Annotated in this window: 17 protein-coding genes; all 17 read left to right on the top strand. The window is 56.4% G+C overall.

The genetic code is table 11. The features are described 5' to 3' along the window. Window positions 1-108: 108 nt before the first annotated feature. The 17 genes from rpsB (at window position 109) to accA (ending at window position 19,716) form a co-directional block, all read left to right on the top strand. Window positions 109-834: a 30S ribosomal protein S2 gene (gene rpsB, locus ABLV52_RS09705; RefSeq protein ID WP_004204447.1), complete on the top strand. Its 726-nt coding sequence runs from the start codon at window positions 109-111 to the stop codon at window positions 832-834. 119 nt (window positions 835-953) lie between these two features. Further along, window positions 954-1,805 carry a translation elongation factor Ts gene (gene tsf, locus ABLV52_RS09700; protein ID WP_004151930.1) on the top strand — a complete coding sequence of 284 codons (852 nt, stop codon included), beginning with the start codon at window positions 954-956 and terminating at the stop codon, window positions 1,803-1,805. A 147-nt stretch (window positions 1,806-1,952) separates the two neighbouring features. After that, window positions 1,953-2,678 carry a UMP kinase gene (gene pyrH, locus ABLV52_RS09695; RefSeq protein WP_004098747.1) on the top strand — a complete coding sequence of 242 codons (726 nt, stop codon included), beginning with the start codon at window positions 1,953-1,955 and terminating at the stop codon, window positions 2,676-2,678. Between the two features lie 150 nt (window positions 2,679-2,828). Then, window positions 2,829-3,386, top strand: coding sequence for a ribosome recycling factor (gene frr / locus ABLV52_RS09690; RefSeq protein WP_002889308.1), 558 nt, complete (start codon window positions 2,829-2,831; stop codon window positions 3,384-3,386). A gap of 228 nt (window positions 3,387-3,614) precedes the next feature. Then, a complete protein-coding gene (gene ispC, locus ABLV52_RS09685; protein WP_044521082.1) occupies window positions 3,615-4,817 on the top strand; it encodes a 1-deoxy-D-xylulose-5-phosphate reductoisomerase in 1,203 nt (400 codons plus the stop codon). A gap of 237 nt (window positions 4,818-5,054) precedes the next feature. Next, on the top strand, window positions 5,055-5,813 hold the full coding sequence (gene ispU / locus ABLV52_RS09680) for a (2E,6E)-farnesyl-diphosphate-specific ditrans,polycis-undecaprenyl-diphosphate synthase (RefSeq protein WP_032429282.1): 759 nt from the start codon (window positions 5,055-5,057) through the stop codon (window positions 5,811-5,813). A gap of 12 nt (window positions 5,814-5,825) precedes the next feature. Beyond that, the gene (cdsA, locus tag ABLV52_RS09675) at window positions 5,826-6,683 is read left to right on the top strand and encodes a phosphatidate cytidylyltransferase (protein WP_023292047.1); all 858 of its coding nucleotides are present in this window, start codon (window positions 5,826-5,828) and stop codon (window positions 6,681-6,683) included. A gap of 11 nt (window positions 6,684-6,694) precedes the next feature. Continuing rightward, window positions 6,695-8,047: a sigma E protease regulator RseP gene (rseP, locus tag ABLV52_RS09670; RefSeq protein ID WP_004204451.1), complete on the top strand. Its 1,353-nt coding sequence runs from the start codon at window positions 6,695-6,697 to the stop codon at window positions 8,045-8,047. A gap of 31 nt (window positions 8,048-8,078) precedes the next feature. Continuing rightward, entirely contained in the window at window positions 8,079-10,508 is a 2,430-nt protein-coding gene (gene bamA / locus ABLV52_RS09665) for an outer membrane protein assembly factor BamA (RefSeq protein ID WP_023292048.1), read from the top strand. A gap of 121 nt (window positions 10,509-10,629) precedes the next feature. After that, entirely contained in the window at window positions 10,630-11,115 is a 486-nt protein-coding gene (gene skp, locus ABLV52_RS09660) for a molecular chaperone Skp (RefSeq protein ID WP_002889325.1), read from the top strand. Window positions 11,116-11,118: 3 nt separating this feature from the next. After that, window positions 11,119-12,144, top strand: coding sequence for a UDP-3-O-(3-hydroxymyristoyl)glucosamine N-acyltransferase (gene lpxD / locus ABLV52_RS09655; RefSeq protein WP_044521084.1), 1,026 nt, complete (start codon window positions 11,119-11,121; stop codon window positions 12,142-12,144). Between the two features lie 105 nt (window positions 12,145-12,249). Beyond that, window positions 12,250-12,705 carry a 3-hydroxyacyl-ACP dehydratase FabZ gene (fabZ, locus tag ABLV52_RS09650; RefSeq protein WP_004145858.1) on the top strand — a complete coding sequence of 152 codons (456 nt, stop codon included), beginning with the start codon at window positions 12,250-12,252 and terminating at the stop codon, window positions 12,703-12,705. 3 nt (window positions 12,706-12,708) lie between these two features. After that, the gene (lpxA, locus tag ABLV52_RS09645) at window positions 12,709-13,497 is read left to right on the top strand and encodes an acyl-ACP--UDP-N-acetylglucosamine O-acyltransferase (protein WP_004204455.1); all 789 of its coding nucleotides are present in this window, start codon (window positions 12,709-12,711) and stop codon (window positions 13,495-13,497) included. Continuing rightward, window positions 13,497-14,648 (top strand): lipid-A-disaccharide synthase, encoded by a 1,152-nt coding sequence (lpxB, locus tag ABLV52_RS09640; RefSeq protein ID WP_023292050.1) that lies wholly within the window; start codon window positions 13,497-13,499, stop codon window positions 14,646-14,648. The genes lpxA and lpxB overlap by 1 nt, the downstream gene beginning before the upstream one ends. After that, window positions 14,645-15,244 carry a ribonuclease HII gene (gene rnhB, locus ABLV52_RS09635; protein WP_004204458.1) on the top strand — a complete coding sequence of 200 codons (600 nt, stop codon included), beginning with the start codon at window positions 14,645-14,647 and terminating at the stop codon, window positions 15,242-15,244. Before lpxB ends, rnhB begins: the two co-directional genes overlap by 4 nt. A gap of 17 nt (window positions 15,245-15,261) precedes the next feature. After that, a complete protein-coding gene (gene dnaE, locus ABLV52_RS09630; protein WP_023292051.1) occupies window positions 15,262-18,744 on the top strand; it encodes a DNA polymerase III subunit alpha in 3,483 nt (1,160 codons plus the stop codon). 12 nt (window positions 18,745-18,756) lie between these two features. Then, on the top strand, window positions 18,757-19,716 hold the full coding sequence (gene accA, locus ABLV52_RS09625; RefSeq protein ID WP_004145855.1) for an acetyl-CoA carboxylase carboxyl transferase subunit alpha: 960 nt from the start codon (window positions 18,757-18,759) through the stop codon (window positions 19,714-19,716). Window positions 19,717-19,776 lie beyond the last annotated feature (60 nt).

Here is a 19,776-nt window from a genome sequence, read left to right as displayed (position 1 = left end):
TGTGTAATAACACACACGTATCGGCACATATTCCGGGGTGCCCTTCGGGGTCGGTAATATGGGATACGTGGAGGCATAACCCCAATTTAATCTATAGAGGTTTTAAACATGGCAACTGTTTCCATGCGCGACATGCTCAAGGCTGGTGTTCACTTCGGTCACCAGACCCGTTACTGGAACCCGAAAATGAAGCCGTTCATCTTCGGTGCGCGTAACAAAGTTCACATCATCAACCTTGAGAAAACCGTACCGATGTTCAACGATGCTCTGGCTGAACTGAACAAGATCGCTGCTCGTAAAGGTAAAATCCTTTTCGTTGGTACTAAGCGCGCTGCAAGCGAAGCGGTAAAAGACGCTGCTCTGAGCTGCGACCAGTTCTTCGTGAACCATCGCTGGCTGGGCGGTATGCTGACTAACTGGAAAACCGTTCGTCAGTCCATCAAACGTCTGAAAGACCTGGAAACTCAGTCCCAGGACGGTACTTTCGACAAGCTGACCAAAAAAGAAGCGCTGATGCGTACTCGTGAGCTGGACAAGCTGGAAAACAGCCTGGGCGGTATCAAAGACATGGGCGGCCTGCCGGACGCACTGTTCGTTATCGACGCTGACCACGAGCACATCGCTATCAAAGAAGCAAACAACCTGGGCATCCCGGTATTTGCTATCGTTGATACCAACTCTGATCCGGACGGCGTAGACTTCGTTATCCCGGGTAACGACGATGCAATCCGCGCAGTAAGCCTGTACCTGGGCGCTGTTGCTGCTACCGTTCGTGAAGGTCGCTCTCAGGACCTGGCTTCTCAGGCGGAAGAAAGCTTCGTAGAAGCTGAATAATAAGGTTTAAGCCCTTATTAGTACCGTGTATGAATAGGGGCCCATTATCGGCCCCTTTTTTCAATTTACGCTGTTTGGCCGTTGGCCGGGCAGTATCCACATCTCCCGAGGATTTTAGAATGGCTGAAATTACCGCTTCCCTGGTAAAAGAGCTGCGCGAACGTACTGGCGCAGGCATGATGGATTGCAAAAAAGCGCTGACTGAAGCGAATGGCGACATCGAGCTGGCAATCGAAAACATGCGTAAATCCGGCGCGATCAAAGCGGCGAAGAAAGCAGGCAACGTGGCTGCTGACGGCGTGATCAAAACCAAAATCGAAGGCAACTACGGTTACATTCTGGAAGTTAACTGCCAGACTGACTTCGTTGCTAAAGATGGTGGTTTCCAGGCATTTGCTGACAAAGTACTGGACGCCGCTGTTGCGGGTAAAATCTCCGACGTTGAAGTTCTGAAAGCGCAGTTCGAAGAAGAACGTGTTGCCCTGGTTGCTAAAATCGGTGAGAACATCAACATCCGTCGTATCGCTGTTCTGGAAGGCGACGTTCTGGGCAGCTACCAGCACGGTGCGCGCATCGGCGTTCTGGTTGCCGCTAAAGGCGCTGACGAAGAGCTGGTTAAGCAGCTGGCAATGCACGTTGCCGCAAGCAAGCCGGAATTCGTTAAGCCGGAAGACGTGTCTGCTGAAGTGGTAGAGAAAGAGTACCAGGTTCAGCTGGACATCGCGATGCAGTCCGGTAAGCCGAAAGAAATCGCAGAGAAAATGGTTGAAGGCCGCATGAAGAAATTCACCGGCGAAGTTTCTCTGACTGGTCAGCCTTTCGTCATGGAGCCGAGCAAATCTGTTGGTCAGCTGCTGAAAGAGCACAACGCTGACGTGACTGGCTTCATCCGCTTTGAAGTGGGCGAAGGCATCGAGAAAGTTGAGACTGACTTTGCAGCAGAAGTTGCTGCGATGTCCAAGCAGTCTTAATTTTTACAAGGAGCCGCCTGAGGGCGGCTTCTTTTTGCGCCCATTTTGTAAATTCAGCCAACTGCTTATAGTGACCGCGCTGAAATGCGACATACAATGTCGCCGGAATTCTCACATCTCATTCGTTGACAGTCTCAGGAAAGAAACATGGCTACCAATGCAAAACCCGTCTACAAACGTATTCTGCTGAAATTAAGTGGCGAAGCGCTGCAGGGCTCAGAAGGCTTCGGTATTGATGCAAGCATACTTGACCGCATGGCTCAAGAGATCAAAGAGCTGGTTGAGCTGGGTATTCAGGTTGGCGTAGTAATTGGTGGCGGTAACCTGTTCCGTGGTGCTGGTCTGGCGAAAGCGGGTATGAACCGCGTTGTGGGCGACCACATGGGCATGCTGGCTACGGTTATGAATGGCCTCGCGATGCGCGATGCGCTCCACCGCGCCTATGTGAACGCTCGTCTGATGTCCGCCATCCCGCTGAACGGCGTGTGCGACAACTACAGCTGGGCAGAGGCGATCAGCCTGCTGCGCAACAACCGCGTGGTGATCCTCTCCGCAGGCACCGGCAACCCGTTCTTTACCACCGATTCCGCAGCCTGCCTGCGTGGTATTGAAATTGAAGCCGACGTGGTGCTGAAAGCGACCAAGGTTGACGGTGTGTTTACCGCGGATCCGGCAAAAGATCCTTCTGCCACCATGTACGATCAGCTGACCTACAGCGAAGTGCTGGATAAAGAGCTGAAAGTGATGGATCTGGCGGCCTTCACCCTGGCGCGTGACCACAAATTGCCGATTCGCGTCTTCAACATGAACAAACCCGGCGCCCTGCGTCGCGTGGTGATGGGCGAAAAAGAAGGCACATTGATCACGGAATAATTCCCGTCAGCGCCAAATCCGGGTAAGATTCCGCTTTACTTTCGCGGGGATATTACCCGGTGATTTTCATTAAATCTGACTATACTTAGCTCATTTTCCGACGGGTGCCCCGTCTGGTCTGACTGAGACAAGCTTTCAAGGATTCGTAACGTGATTAGCGATATCAGAAAAGATGCTGAAATCCGCATGGAAAAATGCGTCGAAGCATTCAAAAACCAAATCAGCAAAATTCGCACGGGTCGTGCTTCTCCGAGCCTGCTGGACGGGATTGTTGTTGAATACTACGGTACGCCGACCCCGCTGCGCCAGCTGGCCAGCGTCACCGTCGAAGACTCCCGTACCCTGAAAATCAACGTCTTTGACCGTTCTATGTCCGCGGCTGTTGAAAAAGCGATCATGGCGTCCGACCTCGGTCTGAACCCAAGCTCTGCCGGTAGCGATATTCGTGTTCCGCTGCCGCCGCTGACCGAAGAGCGTCGTAAAGATCTGACCAAGATCGTGCGTGGTGAAGCTGAGCAGGCGCGCGTTGCCGTACGTAACGTTCGCCGCGACGCCAACGACAAAGTCAAAGCGCTGCTGAAAGAGAAAGAGATCAGCGAGGATGACGATCGCCGTTCTCAGGACGACGTGCAGAAAATGACTGACGCCGCCATCAAGAAAGTTGACGCGGCGCTGGCAGACAAAGAAGCGGAACTGATGCAGTTCTGATGCTCTGCCCTTACTCGGGCCTGACAGCGTCTGGCCTGAGTAAAATCCGAAACGCCGTACAGAAGACTGTACGCTCAATTCTCGGGATTGCGTTGCGACCGCTGGCCTTGTAGCCTTTAGCGCTAAGTTGAAGGCCTGATGCCGCCGTCTTATCCCTGATAATTGCTGCGTAGGGGCTTGCTGGCGGCGTTTTGCTTTTTATTCTGTTTCCACTCTTCTGGACGTCTCATGAAGCAATTAACCGTTCTCGGTTCGACCGGCTCCATTGGCTGTAGCACGCTGGACGTGGTACGCCATAATCCCGGTCGCTTTTCCGTCGCCGCGCTGGTCGCGGGGAAAAACGTTGACCGTATGGTTGAACAATGCCTTGAATTTACCCCCCGTTACGCCGTGATGGACGATGCGCAAAGCGCTGAGCGGTTGCGCACCCGTCTGCAGGAACATGGCTGCCGTACCGAGGTGCTGAGCGGCCAGCAGGCGGCGGCAGAGGTCGCGGCGCTGGAGGAGGTCGATCAGGTAATGGCGGCTATCGTCGGCGCGGCGGGTCTGGTGCCGACGCTGGCGGCGATCCGTGCCGGAAAAACGGTGTTGTTAGCGAATAAAGAGTCGCTGGTGACCTGCGGTCGCTTGTTCATGGAGGCGGTTCAACGGTCGGGGGCGCGATTGCTGCCGGTCGACAGCGAACATAACGCGATTTTTCAGAGTATGCCGGAGACAATTCAGCAGCATCTGGGATACGCTGACCTGGCGCAGAACGGCGTTTCGTCCATTCTGCTGACCGGCTCGGGCGGGCCTTTCCGCGAGACAGCGGTAGCTGAACTGGCGGCGATGACGCCGGATCAGGCCTGCCGTCATCCCAACTGGTCGATGGGACGCAAGATCTCCGTCGACTCCGCCACGATGATGAACAAAGGTCTGGAATATATTGAAGCGCGCTGGCTGTTTAACGCCTCGGCCCGGCAGATGGAGGTCCTTATCCATCCGCAGTCGGTGATCCACTCGATGGTTCGCTATCAGGACGGCAGCGTGCTGGCGCAGCTTGGGGAACCGGATATGCGCACGCCGATCGCCCATACCATGGGCTGGCCGCAGCGGCTGAACTCCGGGGCTAAGCCGCTGGACTTCTGTCAGCTGAGCAATCTGAGCTTCTCCGCGCCAGACTATACGCGGTATCCGTGCCTGAAGCTGGCGATGGAGGCGTTTGACGTTGGCCAGGCGGCGACCACCACGCTGAATGCGGCCAATGAAGAGTCGGTTGCCGCGTTTCTGCAGGGCGATATCCGCTTTACCGATATTGCGGCGGTTAACCTGGCGGTGCTGGATAAGATGAACCTGCTGGAGCCGCAAAGCATTGATGACGTTCTGGTTATCGACGCTGAGGCCCGCGCGGTTGCTCATCAACAGCTGAAGCGGTTGGTCACCCAGGCGTAACGCGGTGATATTTGTGGGCGCAAAGCTTCAGTGATATAGTCTGCGCCACCCGATCGTTGCATTTTGTTGTTGAAGATTACGGTGGCCGTGGCAAAACACGGCTTTTTTGCGTAAAGCTTTTGGTTGTTCTCTGCGATTGGCTGCAGCCCCGGCACCGGATAAAAATGCGTATCCAGCGCGGCCCGGTGGCCTCTGTTTGGTGGCTAGTTAATCCTTATTATGGACTTAAAACGCGTGATGTTGTCTGCTAATCAAACTGTCAGCGAAATATCGCCTACACATGGCTGCCGTCATGTCGCCATTATTATGGATGGCAACGGCCGTTGGGCGAAACGGCAAGGTAAAATTCGCGCTTTCGGGCACAAGGCCGGTGCGAAATCCGTGCGTCGCGCGGTCTCTTTCGCGGCGAATAATGGAATTGAGGCGTTAACGTTATACGCGTTCAGCAGCGAAAACTGGAACCGTCCGGCTCAGGAAGTCAGTGCGCTGATGGAGCTGTTCGTCTGGGCGCTGGATAGCGAAGTCAAAAGCCTGCACCGACACAATGTGCGTTTGCGGATTATTGGCGACACCACGCGCTTCAATGCGCGCCTGCAGGAGCGTATCCGCAAAGCGGAAGCGCTGACCGCGAACAATACCGGCTTAACGCTGAATATTGCGGCCAATTACGGCGGTCGCTGGGATATTACCCAGGGCGTTCGTTTTCTGGCGAAACAGGTACAGGACGGGACGCTGCTGCCTGAGCAGATCACGGAAGACATGCTGAGTCAGCAGGTCTGCATGCATGAACTGGCTCCCGTAGATTTAGTTATTAGGACCGGGGGAGAGCACCGAATAAGTAATTTTCTGATTTGGCAAATTGCCTATGCCGAACTTTACTTTACGGATGTTCTTTGGCCCGATTTTGCTGAACAGGACTTTGAAGGTGCACTCCATGCCTTTGTTAATCGAGAGCGTCGTTTCGGCGGCACTGAGCCGGGTGGCAGTCATGCCTGATGGGGGTCACTTTTGCTGAAGTATCGCCTGATATCTGCTTTCGTCTTAATCCCCGTCGTCATTGCGGCGCTGTTTTTATTGCCGCCGATGGGGTTTGCTATCGTGACCCTGGTGGTCTGCATGCTCGCCGCGTGGGAGTGGGGGCAACTGAGCGGTTTCACCTCGACGTCGCAGCGGGTCTGGCTGGCGGTGTTGTGCGGCCTTCTGCTGGCGGCGATGCTGTTTTTGCTGCCGGAATACCATTATGACGTTCATCAACCGATGGTTGAAGGCTCGCTGTGGGCCTCTTTCGCCTGGTGGATCGTCGCGCTGCTGCTGGTGCTCTCTTATCCGGCGTCGGCGGCATTCTGGCGGCACTCGAAAGTGCTGCGCCTTATCTTCGGTATCCTGACCATCGTCCCGTTTTTCTGGGGCATGCTGGCGCTGCGCGCCTGGCACTATACCGATAACCATTACAGCGGCGCGCTGTGGCTCCTGTATGTGATGATTCTGGTCTGGGGCGCGGACTCCGGCGCCTATATGTTTGGCAAAATGTTTGGCAAGCACAAGCTGGCGCCGAAGGTCTCGCCGGGGAAAACCTGGCAGGGCTTTTTTGGCGGTTTGCTGACCGCGGCGGTGATCTCCTGGGCCTACGGGGTGTGGGCCCATCTTGACGTTACGCCAACGGTGCTGCTGGTCTGTTCGGTGGTGGCAGCCCTGGCTTCGGTGCTGGGCGATCTGACGGAAAGTATGTTTAAGCGCGAGGCCGGCATTAAGGATAGCGGGCACTTGATTCCCGGACATGGCGGTATTCTCGATCGTATCGACAGCCTGACGGCGGCGGTGCCGGTCTTCGCCTGTCTGCTACTGTTGGTCTTCAGGACGATTTGACGGAAGGTTATATGCTGAGCGTGCTCTGGAATCTGGCAGCTTTTATCATTGCGCTTGGCGTACTGATTACGGTGCATGAGTTTGGCCATTTTTGGGTAGCGCGCCGCTGCGGTATCCGGGTTGAGCGTTTTTCTATCGGCTTCGGCAAAGCGCTGTGGCGGCGGATGGATAAGCAGGGTACGGAGTTCGTCATTGCCCTGATCCCGCTGGGCGGCTACGTCAAGATGCTGGATGAGCGTGTTGAAGCGGTGGCGCCGGAGATGCGCCACTACGCTTTCAATAATAAAACCGTCGGCCAGCGTGCGGCGGTGATTGCCGCCGGTCCCATCGCTAACTTCCTTTTCGCTATCTTTGCCTACTGGTTGGTCTTCATCATCGGCGTTCCTGGCGTTCGCCCGGTAGTGGGTGAAATAACCCCCAATTCGGTTGCCGCGCAAGCACAAATTGCAAAAGGCACGGAACTTAAAGCGATAGATGGTATCGAAACGCCTGATTGGGATGCGGTGCGTCTGCAGCTGGTGGCCAAAATCGGCAACCCGCAAACAATACTTACCGTCGCCCCTTTCGGGACCAATCAGCGCCAGGATAAAATCGTCGATCTGCGGCACTGGGCGTTTGAGCCAGACAAGCAAGATCCCGTGACGTCGCTAGGGATCCAGCCGCGCAGCGCGCAGATTGATACGGTGCTGGCGGAAGTCCAGGCGGGCTCGGCAGCTCAGAAAGCAGGTTTGCAAGCGGGCGACCGGATCGTTAAAGTCGATGGACAACCGTTAACGCAGTGGATGACGTTTGTTAATCTGGTGCGCGATAATCCGGGCAAAGCGCTGGCGCTGGAGATTGAACGGCAGGGGAGTGCGCTGCCGTTAACCCTGACGCCGGATGCAAAAACGGTGAAAGGTAAGGCAGAAGGGTTCGCAGGGGTGGTGCCAAAGGTCATCCCGCTGCCTGAAGAATACAAGACAGTACGTCAGTACGGACCGTTTGCCGCCATCGCTGAAGCCACGGATAAAACCTGGCAGCTGATGTCGCTGACGGTCAGGATGCTGGGTAAATTGATAACCGGTGATGTCAAACTGAACAACCTCAGTGGGCCGATCTCTATCGCTCAGGGGGCTGGAATGTCAGCGGAGTTTGGGTTGATTTATTATCTGATGTTCCTTGCGCTGATTAGCGTGAACCTCGGAATCATCAACCTGTTCCCACTACCCGTACTGGATGGGGGACATCTGCTGTTTTTGGCGATTGAAAAGCTGAAGGGCGGGCCGGTATCCGAGCGAGTTCAAGACTTTAGTTATCGCATTGGCTCAATACTGCTGGTGCTGTTAATGGGGCTTGCACTTTTCAATGATTTCTCTCGGTTATAAGAGAGTTTGTTAGGAAGAACGCATAATAACGATGGCGATGAAAAAGTTGCTCATAGCGTCGCTGCTGTTTAGCAGCGCGACTGTATACGGTGCTGAAGGGTTCGTGGTGAAGGACATTCATTTCGAAGGCTTGCAGCGTGTCGCTGTTGGTGCGGCCCTCCTCAGTATGCCAGTGCGTCCTGGCGATACGGTGACCGACGATGATATCAGTAACACTATTCGCGCGCTGTTTGCCACTGGCAACTTCGAGGACGTCCGCGTCCTGCGCGATGGTGATACCCTGCTGGTGCAGGTGAAAGAGCGTCCGACGATCGCCAGCATCACTTTCTCCGGCAACAAGTCGGTGAAAGATGACATGCTCAAGCAGAACCTTGAGGCCTCTGGCGTTCGGGTGGGCGAGTCGCTTGACCGCACGACCATCGCGGACATCGAGAAGGGTCTCGAGGATTTCTACTACAGCGTCGGTAAATACAGCGCCAGCGTCAAAGCGGTGGTTACTCCGCTGCCGCGAAACCGTGTCGACCTGAAACTGGTCTTCCAGGAAGGCGTCTCCGCTAAAATTCAGCAGATCAACATCGTCGGCAACCATGCGTTTTCGACTGATGAGCTGATCTCCCACTTCCAGCTGCGCGATGAAGTGCCGTGGTGGAACGTGGTCGGCGACCGTAAGTACCAGAAGCAGAAGCTGGCGGGCGACCTTGAAACCCTGCGCAGCTACTACCTGGATCGCGGCTATGCCCGTTTCAACATCGATTCTACCCAGGTCAGCCTGACGCCGGATAAGAAAGGGATCTACATCACCGTCAACATCACTGAAGGCGATCAGTACAAGTTTTCCGGGGTGCAGGTGACGGGCAACCTCGCCGGCCATTCCGCGGAAATCGAAGCGCTGACCAAAGTCGAGCCGGGTGAACTGTATAACGGCGCGAAAGTGACCAAGATGGAAAACGACATCAAGAAACTGTTGGGTCGTTATGGTTACGCCTACCCGCGCGTGCAGTCGCAGCCGGAGATCAACGACAGCGATAAAACCGTTAAGCTGCACGTCAACGTCGATGCGGGCAACCGCTATTACGTGCGTAAAATTCGCTTCGAAGGCAACGACACCTCCAAAGATGCCGTTCTGCGCCGCGAAATGCGCCAGATGGAAGGCGCGTGGCTGGGCAGCGACCTCGTCGATCAGGGTAAAGACCGTCTCAACCGTTTAGGCTTCTTCGAAACGGTCGATACCGATACCCAGCGCGTCCCGGGCAGCCCGGACCAGGTCGATGTAGTCTACAAGGTGAAAGAGCGTAACACCGGTAGCTTCAACTTCGGTATCGGTTACGGTACCGAGAGCGGCGTCAGCTTCCAGGCGGGCGTTCAGCAGGATAACTGGTTAGGTACTGGCTATGCTGTCGGGATCAACGGCACCAAAAACGACTACCAAACCTATACCGAGCTGTCGGTGACCAACCCGTACTTCACCGTAGACGGTGTGAGCCTCGGCGGCCGTGTCTTCTATAATGACTTTGATGCGAACGATGCAGATCTGTCTGACTATACCAACAAAAGCTATGGTACAGACATCACGCTGGGCTTCCCGGTCAACGAATACAACACGCTGCGCGCCGGCGTCGGGTATGTGCATAACTCCCTGTCCAATATGCAGCCGCAGGTGGCGATGTGGCGTTACCTGAACTCGATGGGCCAGTATCCGGACAACACCAACGACCGGAACTCGTTCAGTGCGAATGACTTCACCTTCAACTACGGTTGGACCTATAACAAGCTTGACCGCGGCTTCTTCCCAACGGAAGGTTCGCGCGTCAACCTGAACGGTAAAGTGACCATTCCGGGTTCGGACAACGAATACTACAAAGCGACGTTGGATACCGCCACCTATGTGCCGATCGACAACGATCATGAATGGGTGGTGCTGGGTCGTACCCGCTTTGGCTATGGCGATGGTATCGGCGGCAAAGAGATGCCGTTCTATGAGAACTTCTATGCCGGTGGCTCCAGCACCGTGCGTGGCTTCCAGTCGAACACCATTGGTCCGAAGGCAGTGTATTTCCCGGCAAGCAGCCGTCATGACGATGATGACAGCTACGATAATGAATGTAAGAGCACCGAATCCGCACCGTGTAAATCCGATGATGCGGTGGGCGGTAACGCGATGGCGGTGGCCAGCCTGGAGCTGATTACCCCGACGCCGTTCATTAGTGACAAATATGCGAACTCGGTCCGGACTTCCTTCTTCTGGGATATGGGTACCGTATGGGATACTCACTGGGATTCGAGCGCGTATGGCGGTTATCCGGATTACAGCGATCCGAGCAACATCCGTATGTCTGCGGGTATTGCCGTGCAGTGGATGTCGCCGTTGGGGCCGTTGGTCTTCTCCTACGCCCAACCGTTCAAAAAGTACGATGGAGACAAAGCCGAACAGTTCCAGTTTAACATTGGTAAAACCTGGTAATTGTTGGCGGCAATGGAATGCAAGTGCAGTATAGCGCTGACCGTAGGCGATAACGCGTTTATCGCCTCGCCACGCAAATAACGGTACCCCTGGGTACTCATGGGATGGTAAGGAGTTTATTGTGAAAAAGTGGTTATTAGCTGCAGGTCTGGGTTTGGCAATGGTAACTTCCGCTCAGGCGGCAGATAAAATTGCCCTGGTGAACATGAACAGCCTGTTCCAACAGGTTGCCCAGAAAACTGGCGTTTCCAACACGCTGGAAAACGAGTTCAAAGGCCGCGCTAGCGAACTGCAGCGTATGGAAGGCGACCTGCAGTCTAAAATGCAGCGTCTGCAGTCCATGAAGCCGGGCGCCGATCGTACCAAACTGGAAAAAGACGTGATGGCTCAGCGCCAGACCTTCTCACAGAAAGCGCAGGCGTTTGAACAGGATCGCGCTCGTCGTTCCAACGAAGAGCGTGGCAAACTGGTGACCCGTATCCAGACTGCCGTACAGAGCGTAGCGAAAGATCAGAGCATCGATCTGGTGGTTGACGCGAATGCCGTTGCATACAACAGCAGCGATGTAAAAGACATCACCGCTGATGTGCTGAAACAGGTTAAATAAGTAATGCCTTCAATTCGACTGGCTGATCTTGCGCAGCAGTTGGATGCAGAATTACACGGTGATGGCGATATCGTCATCACCGGCGTTGCGTCCATGCAGAGCGCGAAAACGGGCCAAATCACTTTCATGGTCAACCCTAAGTACCGTGAACACCTGGCCGCTTGCCAGGCTTCTGCCGTTGTGATGACGCAGGATGATTTGCCTTTTGCCCATAGCGCCGCGCTGGTAGTGCGTAATCCCTACCTGACCTACGCGCGCATGGCTCAAATTCTGGATACCACGCCGCAGCCGGCACAGGATATCGCGCCGAGCGCGGTTATCGATCCGACGGCGAAGCTGGGTATCAACGTTGCCATCGGCGCCAACGCCGTTATCGAATCCGGGGTAGAGCTGGGCGATAACGTGGTCATCGGCGCAGGCTGCTTCGTTGGGAAAAATACGAAAATAGGCGCCGGCTCGCGTTTGTGGGCCAATGTGACCGTTTACCATGAGATTGAGATCGGCGAGAATTGCCTGATCCAGTCCAGCACGGTGATCGGCGCGGATGGCTTCGGCTACGCCAACGATCGCGGCAACTGGGTGAAGATCCCGCAGCTGGGTCGCGTCATTATTGGCGATCGCGTGGAGATCGGCGCCTGCACCACAATTGACCGCGGCGCGCTGGACGATACCGTGATTGGCAACGGGGTTATCATTGATAACCAGTGCCAGATTGCGCATAACGTGGTGATTGGCGACAATACCGCGGTTGCCGGCGGTGTCATCATGGCAGGCAGCCTGAAAATCGGCCGCTACTGCATGATTGGCGGCGCCAGCGTGATTAACGGCCATATGGAAATCTGCGATAAGGTCACCGTCACGGGGATGGGGATGGTGATGCGTCCTATCAGCGAACCTGGCGTATACTCCTCCGGTATTCCGCTGCAGCCGAACAAGGCGTGGCGTAAAACCGCTGCGCTGGTGATGAATATTGACGAGATGAGCAAGCGCCTGAAAGCGATTGAGCGCAAGGTTAATCAACAAGACTAATTCATCATTTGGTCACATGACATTTCCGGCCTGTTGCATTCGCTAAAAGATTGCCGCAGGCCGTGTTATTATTGCCTTTTAGTACATTTAGACAGGAAGAGTATTTTGACTACTGACACTCATACTCTGCACATTGAAGAGATTCTGGAACTTCTGCCTCACCGTTACCCGTTCCTGCTGGTAGACCGCGTGCTGGATTTTGAAGAAGGTCGTTTTCTGCGCGCAGTAAAAAATGTTTCTGTAAACGAGCCGTTTTTCCAGGGGCATTTCCCTGGTAAGCCGATTTTGCCGGGCGTCCTGATTCTGGAAGCAATGGCGCAGGCCACCGGGATTCTGGCATTCAAAAGCGTTGGAAAACTGGAACCAGGCGAGCTGTATTACTTCGCGGGTATCGATGAAGCACGTTTCAAACGCCCGGTAGTACCAGGCGATCAGATGATTATGGAAGTCACTTTCGAGAAAACCCGCCGCGGCCTGACCCGTTTCAAAGGCGTTGCGCTGGTTGACGGTAAAGTGGTTTGCGAAGCGACGATGATGTGTGCGCGTAGCCGGGAGGCCTGATACGTGATTGATAAAACCGCTTTTGTTCATCCTACCGCCATTGTTGAAGAAGGCGCCGTGATTGGCGCTAACGTCCACATTGGTCCGTTTTGTATTGTTGGCGCCAACGTCGAAATCGGCGAAGGCACCGTACTGAAGTCTCACGTTGTCGTTAACGGCCACACCAAAATCGGCCGTGACAACGAGATCTATCAGTTCGCTTCCATCGGCGAAGTTAACCAGGATCTGAAATATGCTGGCGAACCAACCCGGGTGGAAATTGGCGATCGCAACCGCATTCGCGAAAGCGTCACCATTCATCGCGGCACAGTACAGGGCGGTGGATTAACAAAGGTGGGCAACGATAACCTGCTGATGATCAACGCCCACGTGGCGCACGATTGTACGCTTGGCGATCGCTGCATCCTGGCCAATAACGCGACGCTCGCGGGCCATGTTTCGCTGGATGATTATGTCATTATCGGCGGCATGACTGCGGTGCACCAGTTCTGCGTCATTGGCTCACACGTTATGGTTGGCGGTTGCTCCGGCGTAGCGCAGGACGTTCCGCCGTTCGTGATTGCCCAGGGCAACCATGCGACGCCGTTCGGCGTCAACATCGAAGGCCTGAAACGCCGCGGCTTCAGCCGGGAAGCGATTACCGCGATCCGCAACGCGTATAAACTGCTGTACCGCAGCGGCAAGACGCTGGAAGAAGCCAAGCCGGAGATCGCCGAACTGGCGACTCAGCATCCTGAAGTTCAGCCGTTTGTCGATTTCTTCGCCCGCTCTACCCGCGGCTTGATTCGTTAATGGCTGAACAGCGTCCCCTGACGATTGCCCTGGTCGCCGGAGAAACCTCCGGCGATATTCTTGGCGCTGGCCTCATCCGCGCCCTCAAAGCACGCATCCCGAATGCGCGCTTTGTCGGCGTGGCGGGACCGCTGATGCAGGCGGAAGGGTGTGAAGCCTGGTACGAAATGGAAGAGCTGGCGGTGATGGGTATTGTTGAAGTGCTCGGTCGCCTGCGTCGCTTACTCCATATTCGCGCCGATTTGACCCGCCGCTTCGGCGAGCTGCGTCCCGATGTTTTCGTCGGTATCGACGCCCCTGACTTCAATATTACCCTCGAAGGGAATCTGAAAAAGCAGGGCATCAAAACCATTCACTACGTCAGCCCATCGGTCTGGGCCTGGCGACAAAAACGCGTTTTCAAAATCGGCAGATCCACCGATCTGGTGCTGGCCTTTCTGCCTTTCGAAAAAGCGTTTTATGACAAATTTAACGTTCCCTGCCGCTTTATCGGCCATACCATGGCGGATGCGATGCCGCTGGATCCTGACAAAGGCGCCGCGCGCGACCGGTTAGGGATCCCGCACGACGTGCGTTGCCTGGCGCTGTTGCCCGGTAGCCGCGGCGCGGAAGTCGAAATGCTCAGCGCGGACTTTCTGAAAACCGCGCAGCTTCTGCGGGCTACCTATCCCGATCTGCAGGTGGTGGTGCCGCTGGTTAATGCTAAACGGCGGGAGCAGTTTGAGCGAATTAAAGCTGAGACGGCGCCGGATATGATCGTGCATATGCTGGACGGCCAGGCGCGCGATGCGATGATCGCCAGCGACGCCGCGCTGCTGGCCTCCGGGACGGCGGCGCTGGAGTGTATGCTGGCGAAATGCCCGATGGTGGTTGGCTATCGCATGAAGCCGTTCACCTTCTGGCTGGCGAAGCGGTTGGTTAAAACCGACTACGTCTCGTTGCCGAACCTGCTGGCCGGGCGCGAGCTGGTTAAAGAGCTGCTGCAGGATGAGTGCGAGCCGCAGGCGCTGGCTGCCGCCCTGCAGCCGCTGCTGGCCGATGGCAAAACCAGCCATGAGATGCATGAGACATTCCGCGCGCTGCATCAGCAGATCCGCTGCAACGCCGATGAGCAGGCGGCGGACGCCGTACTGGAGTTAGCAAAACAATGATGGAGTTCGTCTATCCGCATACCCATCTGGTTGCCGGCGTCGATGAGGTCGGGCGTGGCCCCCTGGTTGGCGCGGTGGTGACCGCGGCGGTGATCCTCGATCCGGCGAAGCCGATTGTGGGTCTGAATGATTCCAAAAAACTCAGCGAGAAGCGTCGACTGGCGCTCTTCGATGAGATTAAAGAGAAAGCGCTGTGCTGGAGCCTTGGGCGCGCCGAGCCGCATGAGATCGATGAGCTGAATATCCTGCATGCCACTATGCTGGCGATGCAGCGCGCCGTCGCCGGCCTGAGCATTGTGCCCGAGTTTGTCCTGATCGATGGCAACCGCTGTCCGTCGCTACCGATGCCCTCCCTGGCGGTGGTGAAAGGCGACAGCCGGGTGGCAGAAATCAGCGCAGCGTCTATTCTGGCAAAAGTCACTCGTGACGCCGAAATGGCCACGCTGGACCTCGCATTTCCCCACTACGGATTTGCCCAGCATAAAGGCTATCCCACCGCTGTTCACCTGCAGAAGCTGCAGGAACACGGCGCAACAGAGCATCACCGGCGCAGTTTCGGCCCGGTGAAGCGTGCCCTGGGCCTGGCGTCCAACTAAGTCACCGGGATCTAAAGATGGCTGAACCACGTTTCGTACACCTGCGGGTGCACAGCGACTATTCCATGATCGATGGGCTGGCAAAGACCGGGCCGCTGGTCAAGAAGGCGGCCTCGCTTGGCATGCCAGCGCTGGCAATCACCGATTTCACCAACCTCTGCGGGCTGGTGAAGTTCTACGGGACGGGACACGGCGCGGGGATTAAGCCGATCGTCGGCGCCGATTTCCACGTGCAATGCGACCTGCTCGGCGACGAATTTACCGAGCTGACCGTGCTGGCGGCGAACAACACCGGCTACCAGAACCTGACTCTGCTGATTTCCCGCGCCTATCAGCGCGGCTACGGCGCCCTGGGGCCGTGGATCGATCGCGACTGGCTGGTGGAACATCAGGAAGGGCTGATTCTGCTCTCCGGCGGCCGTAAAGGCGACGTCGGCGTCAGCCTGATCCGCGGCAACATGCCGCTGGTTGAGCAGTGCGTCTCCTTCTATGAAGAGCATTTCCCGGATCGCTATTTTCTGGAGCTGATCCGCACCGGTCGTCAGGATGAAGAGAGTTATCTCCATGCCGCCGTAGCGCTGGCGGAAGCGCGTGGTCTGCCGGTGGTGGCGACCAACGATGTCCGCTTCCTCGACACTGGCGACTTTGACGCCCATGAAATCCGCGTCGCTATTCACGACGGCTTCACCCTCGACGACCCGAAACGGCCGCGCAACTACTCGCCACAGCAATATATGCGCAGCGAGGAGGAGATGTGCGAGCTGTTCGCCGATATTCCGGAAGCGCTGGCAAACAGCGTCGAGATCGCCAAACGCTGCAACGTCACCGTGCGGCTTGGCGAATATTTCCTGCCGCAGTTCCCGACCGGCGATATGACCACGGAAGATTTCCTGGTAATGAAATCGAAAGAGGGTCTGGAAGAGCGGCTGGAATTCCTCTTCCCGGATCCGGAAGTGCGCGCGAAGCGCCGACCGGAATACGACGAGCGTCTGGATATCGAGCTGCAGGTGATCAACCAGATGGGTTTCCCCGGCTACTTCCTGATCGTGATGGAGTTTATCCAGTGGTCGAAGGATAACGGCGTGCCGGTCGGCCCGGGCCGTGGTTCCGGCGCCGGCTCGCTGGTGGCCTACGCGCTGAAGATCACCGATCTTGACCCGCTGGAATTCGACCTGCTGTTCGAACGTTTCCTCAACCCGGAACGTGTTTCGATGCCCGACTTCGACGTCGACTTCTGCATGGAGAAACGCGACCAGGTTATCGAGCACGTGGCGGATATGTATGGCCGCGACGCGGTATCGCAGATCATCACCTTCGGTACCATGGCGGCGAAGGCGGTCATCCGCGACGTGGGCCGCGTGCTGGGTCACCCGTACGGCTTTGTCGACCGCATCTCCAAGCTGGTACCGCCCGATCCGGGCATGACGCTGGCGAAAGCCTTCGAGGCCGAGCCGCAGCTGCCGGAGATCTACGAGGCGGACGAAGAAGTGAAAGCGCTGATCGACATGGCGCGTAAGCTGGAAGGGGTGACGCGAAACGCCGGTAAGCATGCGGGCGGCGTGGTTATCGCGCCGACCAAAATCACCGACTTCGCCCCGCTGTATTGCGATGAGCAGGGGCTGCATCCGGTTACCCAGTTTGACAAGAACGACGTGGAATACGCCGGGCTGGTGAAATTCGACTTCCTCGGTCTGCGTACGCTCACTATCATTAACTGGGCGCTGGAGATGATTAACAAGCGCCGTGAGAAGAACGGCGAAGGGCCGCTGGATATCGCCGCCATCCCGCTGGATGACAAGAAAAGCTTCGACATGCTGCAGCGCTCGGAAACCACCGCGGTCTTCCAGCTTGAATCGCGCGGCATGAAAGATCTGATTAAACGCCTGCAGCCGGACTGCTTCGAAGATATGATCGCGCTGGTGGCCCTGTTCCGCCCGGGCCCGCTGCAGTCGGGGATGGTAGATAACTTTATCGACCGTAAGCACGGCCGCGAAGAGATCTCGTATCCGGACGTACAGTGGCAGCATGAAAGCCTGAAACCGGTGCTGGAGCCGACCTACGGCATCATCCTGTACCAGGAACAGGTCATGCAGATTGCCCAGGTGCTGTCCGGATATACCCTCGGCGGCGCGGATATGCTGCGTCGTGCGATGGGTAAGAAAAAGCCGGAGGAGATGGCCAAGCAGCGTTCTATCTTTGAGGATGGGGCGAAGAAAAACGGCGTTGATGGCGAGCTGGCGATGAAAATCTTCGACCTGGTGGAGAAATTCGCCGGTTACGGGTTTAACAAATCGCACTCCGCCGCATACGCGCTGGTTTCTTACCAGACGCTGTGGCTTAAGGCGCACTATCCGGCTGAGTTTATGGCGGCGGTAATGACCGCCGATATGGACAACACCGAAAAGGTCGTTGGCCTGGTGGACGAGTGCTGGCGTATGGGGCTGAAAATTTTGCCCCCGGATATTAACTCCGGCCTCTACCATTTCCACGTCAATGACGACGGCGAGATCGTCTACGGTATCGGCGCCATCAAGGGCGTCGGCGAAGGGCCGATCGAAGCGATCATTGAGGCGCGCAACAACGGCGGTTATTTCCGCGAGCTGTTCGACCTCTGCGCGCGGACCGATATTAAAAAGCTCAACCGTCGGGTGCTGGAAAAACTGATTATGTCCGGGGCGTTCGATCGTCTCGGTCCGCATCGCGCGGCGCTGATGAATTCACTGGGCGATGCGCTGAAAGCCGCCGATCAGCACGCCAAAGCCGAGGCCATCGGCCAGGCCGATATGTTCGGCGTGCTGGCGGAAGAGCCTGAGCAGATTGAACAGTCCTACGCCAGCTGCCAGCCGTGGCCTGAGCAGGTGGTGCTGGATGGTGAAAGGGAGACCCTGGGGCTGTACCTGACCGGGCACCCGATTAACCAGTATCTGAAAGAGATTGAGCGCTACGTCGGCGGCGTGAGGCTCAAAGACATGCATCCGACCGATCGTGGAAAAGTGACCACGGCGGCGGGGCTGGTGATTGCGGCGCGGGTAATGGTCACCAAGCGCGGCAATCGTATCGGCATCTGTACCCTGGATGACCGTTCCGGGCGGCTGGAGGTGATGTTATTCACCGACGCGCTGGATAAATATCAGCAGTTGCTGGAAAAAGACCGCATACTTATCGTCAGCGGACAGGTCAGCTTTGATGACTTTAGCGGGGGGCTTAAAATGACCGCCCGTGAAGTCATGGACATTGACGAAGCCCGGGAAAAATATGCTCGCGGGCTTGCTATCTCGCTGACGGACAGGCAAATTGATGACCAGCTTTTAAACCGACTCCGTCAGTCTCTGGAACCCCACCGTTCGGGAACCATTCCAGTGCACCTCTACTATCAGAGGGCGGATGCACGCGCGCGGTTGCGTTTCGGCGCAACATGGCGCGTCTCTCCGAGCGATCGTTTACTCAACGATCTGCGTGGCCTTATCGGCTCGGAGCAGGTGGAACTGGAGTTTGACTAATACAGGAATACTATGAGTCTGAATTTCCTAGATTTTGAACAGCCGATTGCAGAGCTGGAAGCGAAAATCGATTCCCTGACTGCGGTAAGCCGTCAGGATGAGAAACTGGATATTAACATCGACGAAGAGGTGCATCGTCTGCGCGAGAAAAGCGTAGAGCTGACGCGCAAAATCTTCGCCGATCTCGGTGCATGGCAGGTTGCGCAACTGGCGCGCCACCCGCGCCGTCCTTACACCCTGGATTATGTCCGCCTGGCGTTCGACGAATTTGACGAACTGGCCGGTGACCGCGCCTTCGCTGACGATAAAGCGATTGTCGGCGGTATCGCGCGTCTTGACGGTCGTCCGGTGATGATCATCGGCCACCAGAAAGGTCGCGAAACCAAAGAAAAAATTCGTCGCAACTTTGGTATGCCGGCCCCGGAAGGCTACCGCAAAGCGCTGCGCCTGATGGAGATGGCTGAGCGGTTTAAAATGCCGATCATCACCTTTATCGACACCCCGGGCGCCTACCCGGGCGTCGGCGCGGAAGAGCGCGGCCAGTCGGAAGCGATTGCCCGCAACCTGCGTGAGATGTCGCGTCTGAGCGTGCCGGTTATCTGCACCGTGATCGGCGAAGGCGGCTCCGGCGGCGCGCTGGCGATTGGCGTGGGCGACAAGGTCAATATGCTGCAGTACAGCACCTATTCGGTGATTTCGCCGGAAGGCTGCGCCTCCATTCTGTGGAAGAGCGCGGATAAAGCGCCGCTGGCTGCGGAAGCGATGGGCATTATCGCCCCGCGTCTGAAAGAGCTGAAGCTGATCGATTCTATCGTTCCGGAACCGCTGGGCGGCGCCCACCGCAACCCGGAAGCGATGGCGGCAAGCCTGAAAGCGCAGCTGCTGGCGGACCTGGCCGATCTCGATCTTCTCAGCGAAGAAGAGCTGCTGAACCGCCGCTATCAACGTCTGATGAGCTACGGTTACGCCTAAGTTTTCCGCTAGCGCAAAACACTAAGGGCCGGATTTTCCGGCCCTTTTTTTATGTGCGAT

The organism is Klebsiella sp. GB_Kp056 (assembly GCF_040064755.1).
In the GTDB taxonomy this organism is placed as follows: Bacteria; Pseudomonadota; Gammaproteobacteria; order Enterobacterales; family Enterobacteriaceae; genus Klebsiella; species Klebsiella quasipneumoniae.
Note: the sequence above shows the minus strand (reverse complement) of the source record. Positions and strands in the feature narration are given on the sequence as shown.

Excerpts from the sequence above, each read along its gene's own strand:
- rpsB (WP_004204447.1), top strand. The coding sequence starts at position 109 with ATGGCAACTGTTTCCATGCGCGACATGCTCAAGGCTGGTGTTCACTTC.
- tsf (WP_004151930.1), top strand. The coding sequence starts at position 954 with ATGGCTGAAATTACCGCTTCCCTGGTAAAAGAGCTGCGCGAACGTACT.
- pyrH (WP_004098747.1), top strand. The coding sequence starts at position 1,953 with ATGGCTACCAATGCAAAACCCGTCTACAAACGTATTCTGCTGAAATTA.
- ispC (WP_044521082.1), top strand. The coding sequence starts at position 3,615 with ATGAAGCAATTAACCGTTCTCGGTTCGACCGGCTCCATTGGCTGTAGC.
- ispU (WP_032429282.1), top strand. The coding sequence starts at position 5,055 with ATGTTGTCTGCTAATCAAACTGTCAGCGAAATATCGCCTACACATGGC.
- rseP (WP_004204451.1), top strand. The coding sequence starts at position 6,695 with ATGCTGAGCGTGCTCTGGAATCTGGCAGCTTTTATCATTGCGCTTGGC.
- bamA (WP_023292048.1), top strand. The coding sequence starts at position 8,079 with ATGGCGATGAAAAAGTTGCTCATAGCGTCGCTGCTGTTTAGCAGCGCG.
- lpxD (WP_044521084.1), top strand. The coding sequence starts at position 11,119 with ATGCCTTCAATTCGACTGGCTGATCTTGCGCAGCAGTTGGATGCAGAA.
- lpxB (WP_023292050.1), top strand. The coding sequence starts at position 13,497 with ATGGCTGAACAGCGTCCCCTGACGATTGCCCTGGTCGCCGGAGAAACC.
- rnhB (WP_004204458.1), top strand. The coding sequence starts at position 14,645 with ATGATGGAGTTCGTCTATCCGCATACCCATCTGGTTGCCGGCGTCGAT.
- dnaE (WP_023292051.1), top strand. The coding sequence starts at position 15,262 with ATGGCTGAACCACGTTTCGTACACCTGCGGGTGCACAGCGACTATTCC.
- accA (WP_004145855.1), top strand. The coding sequence starts at position 18,757 with ATGAGTCTGAATTTCCTAGATTTTGAACAGCCGATTGCAGAGCTGGAA.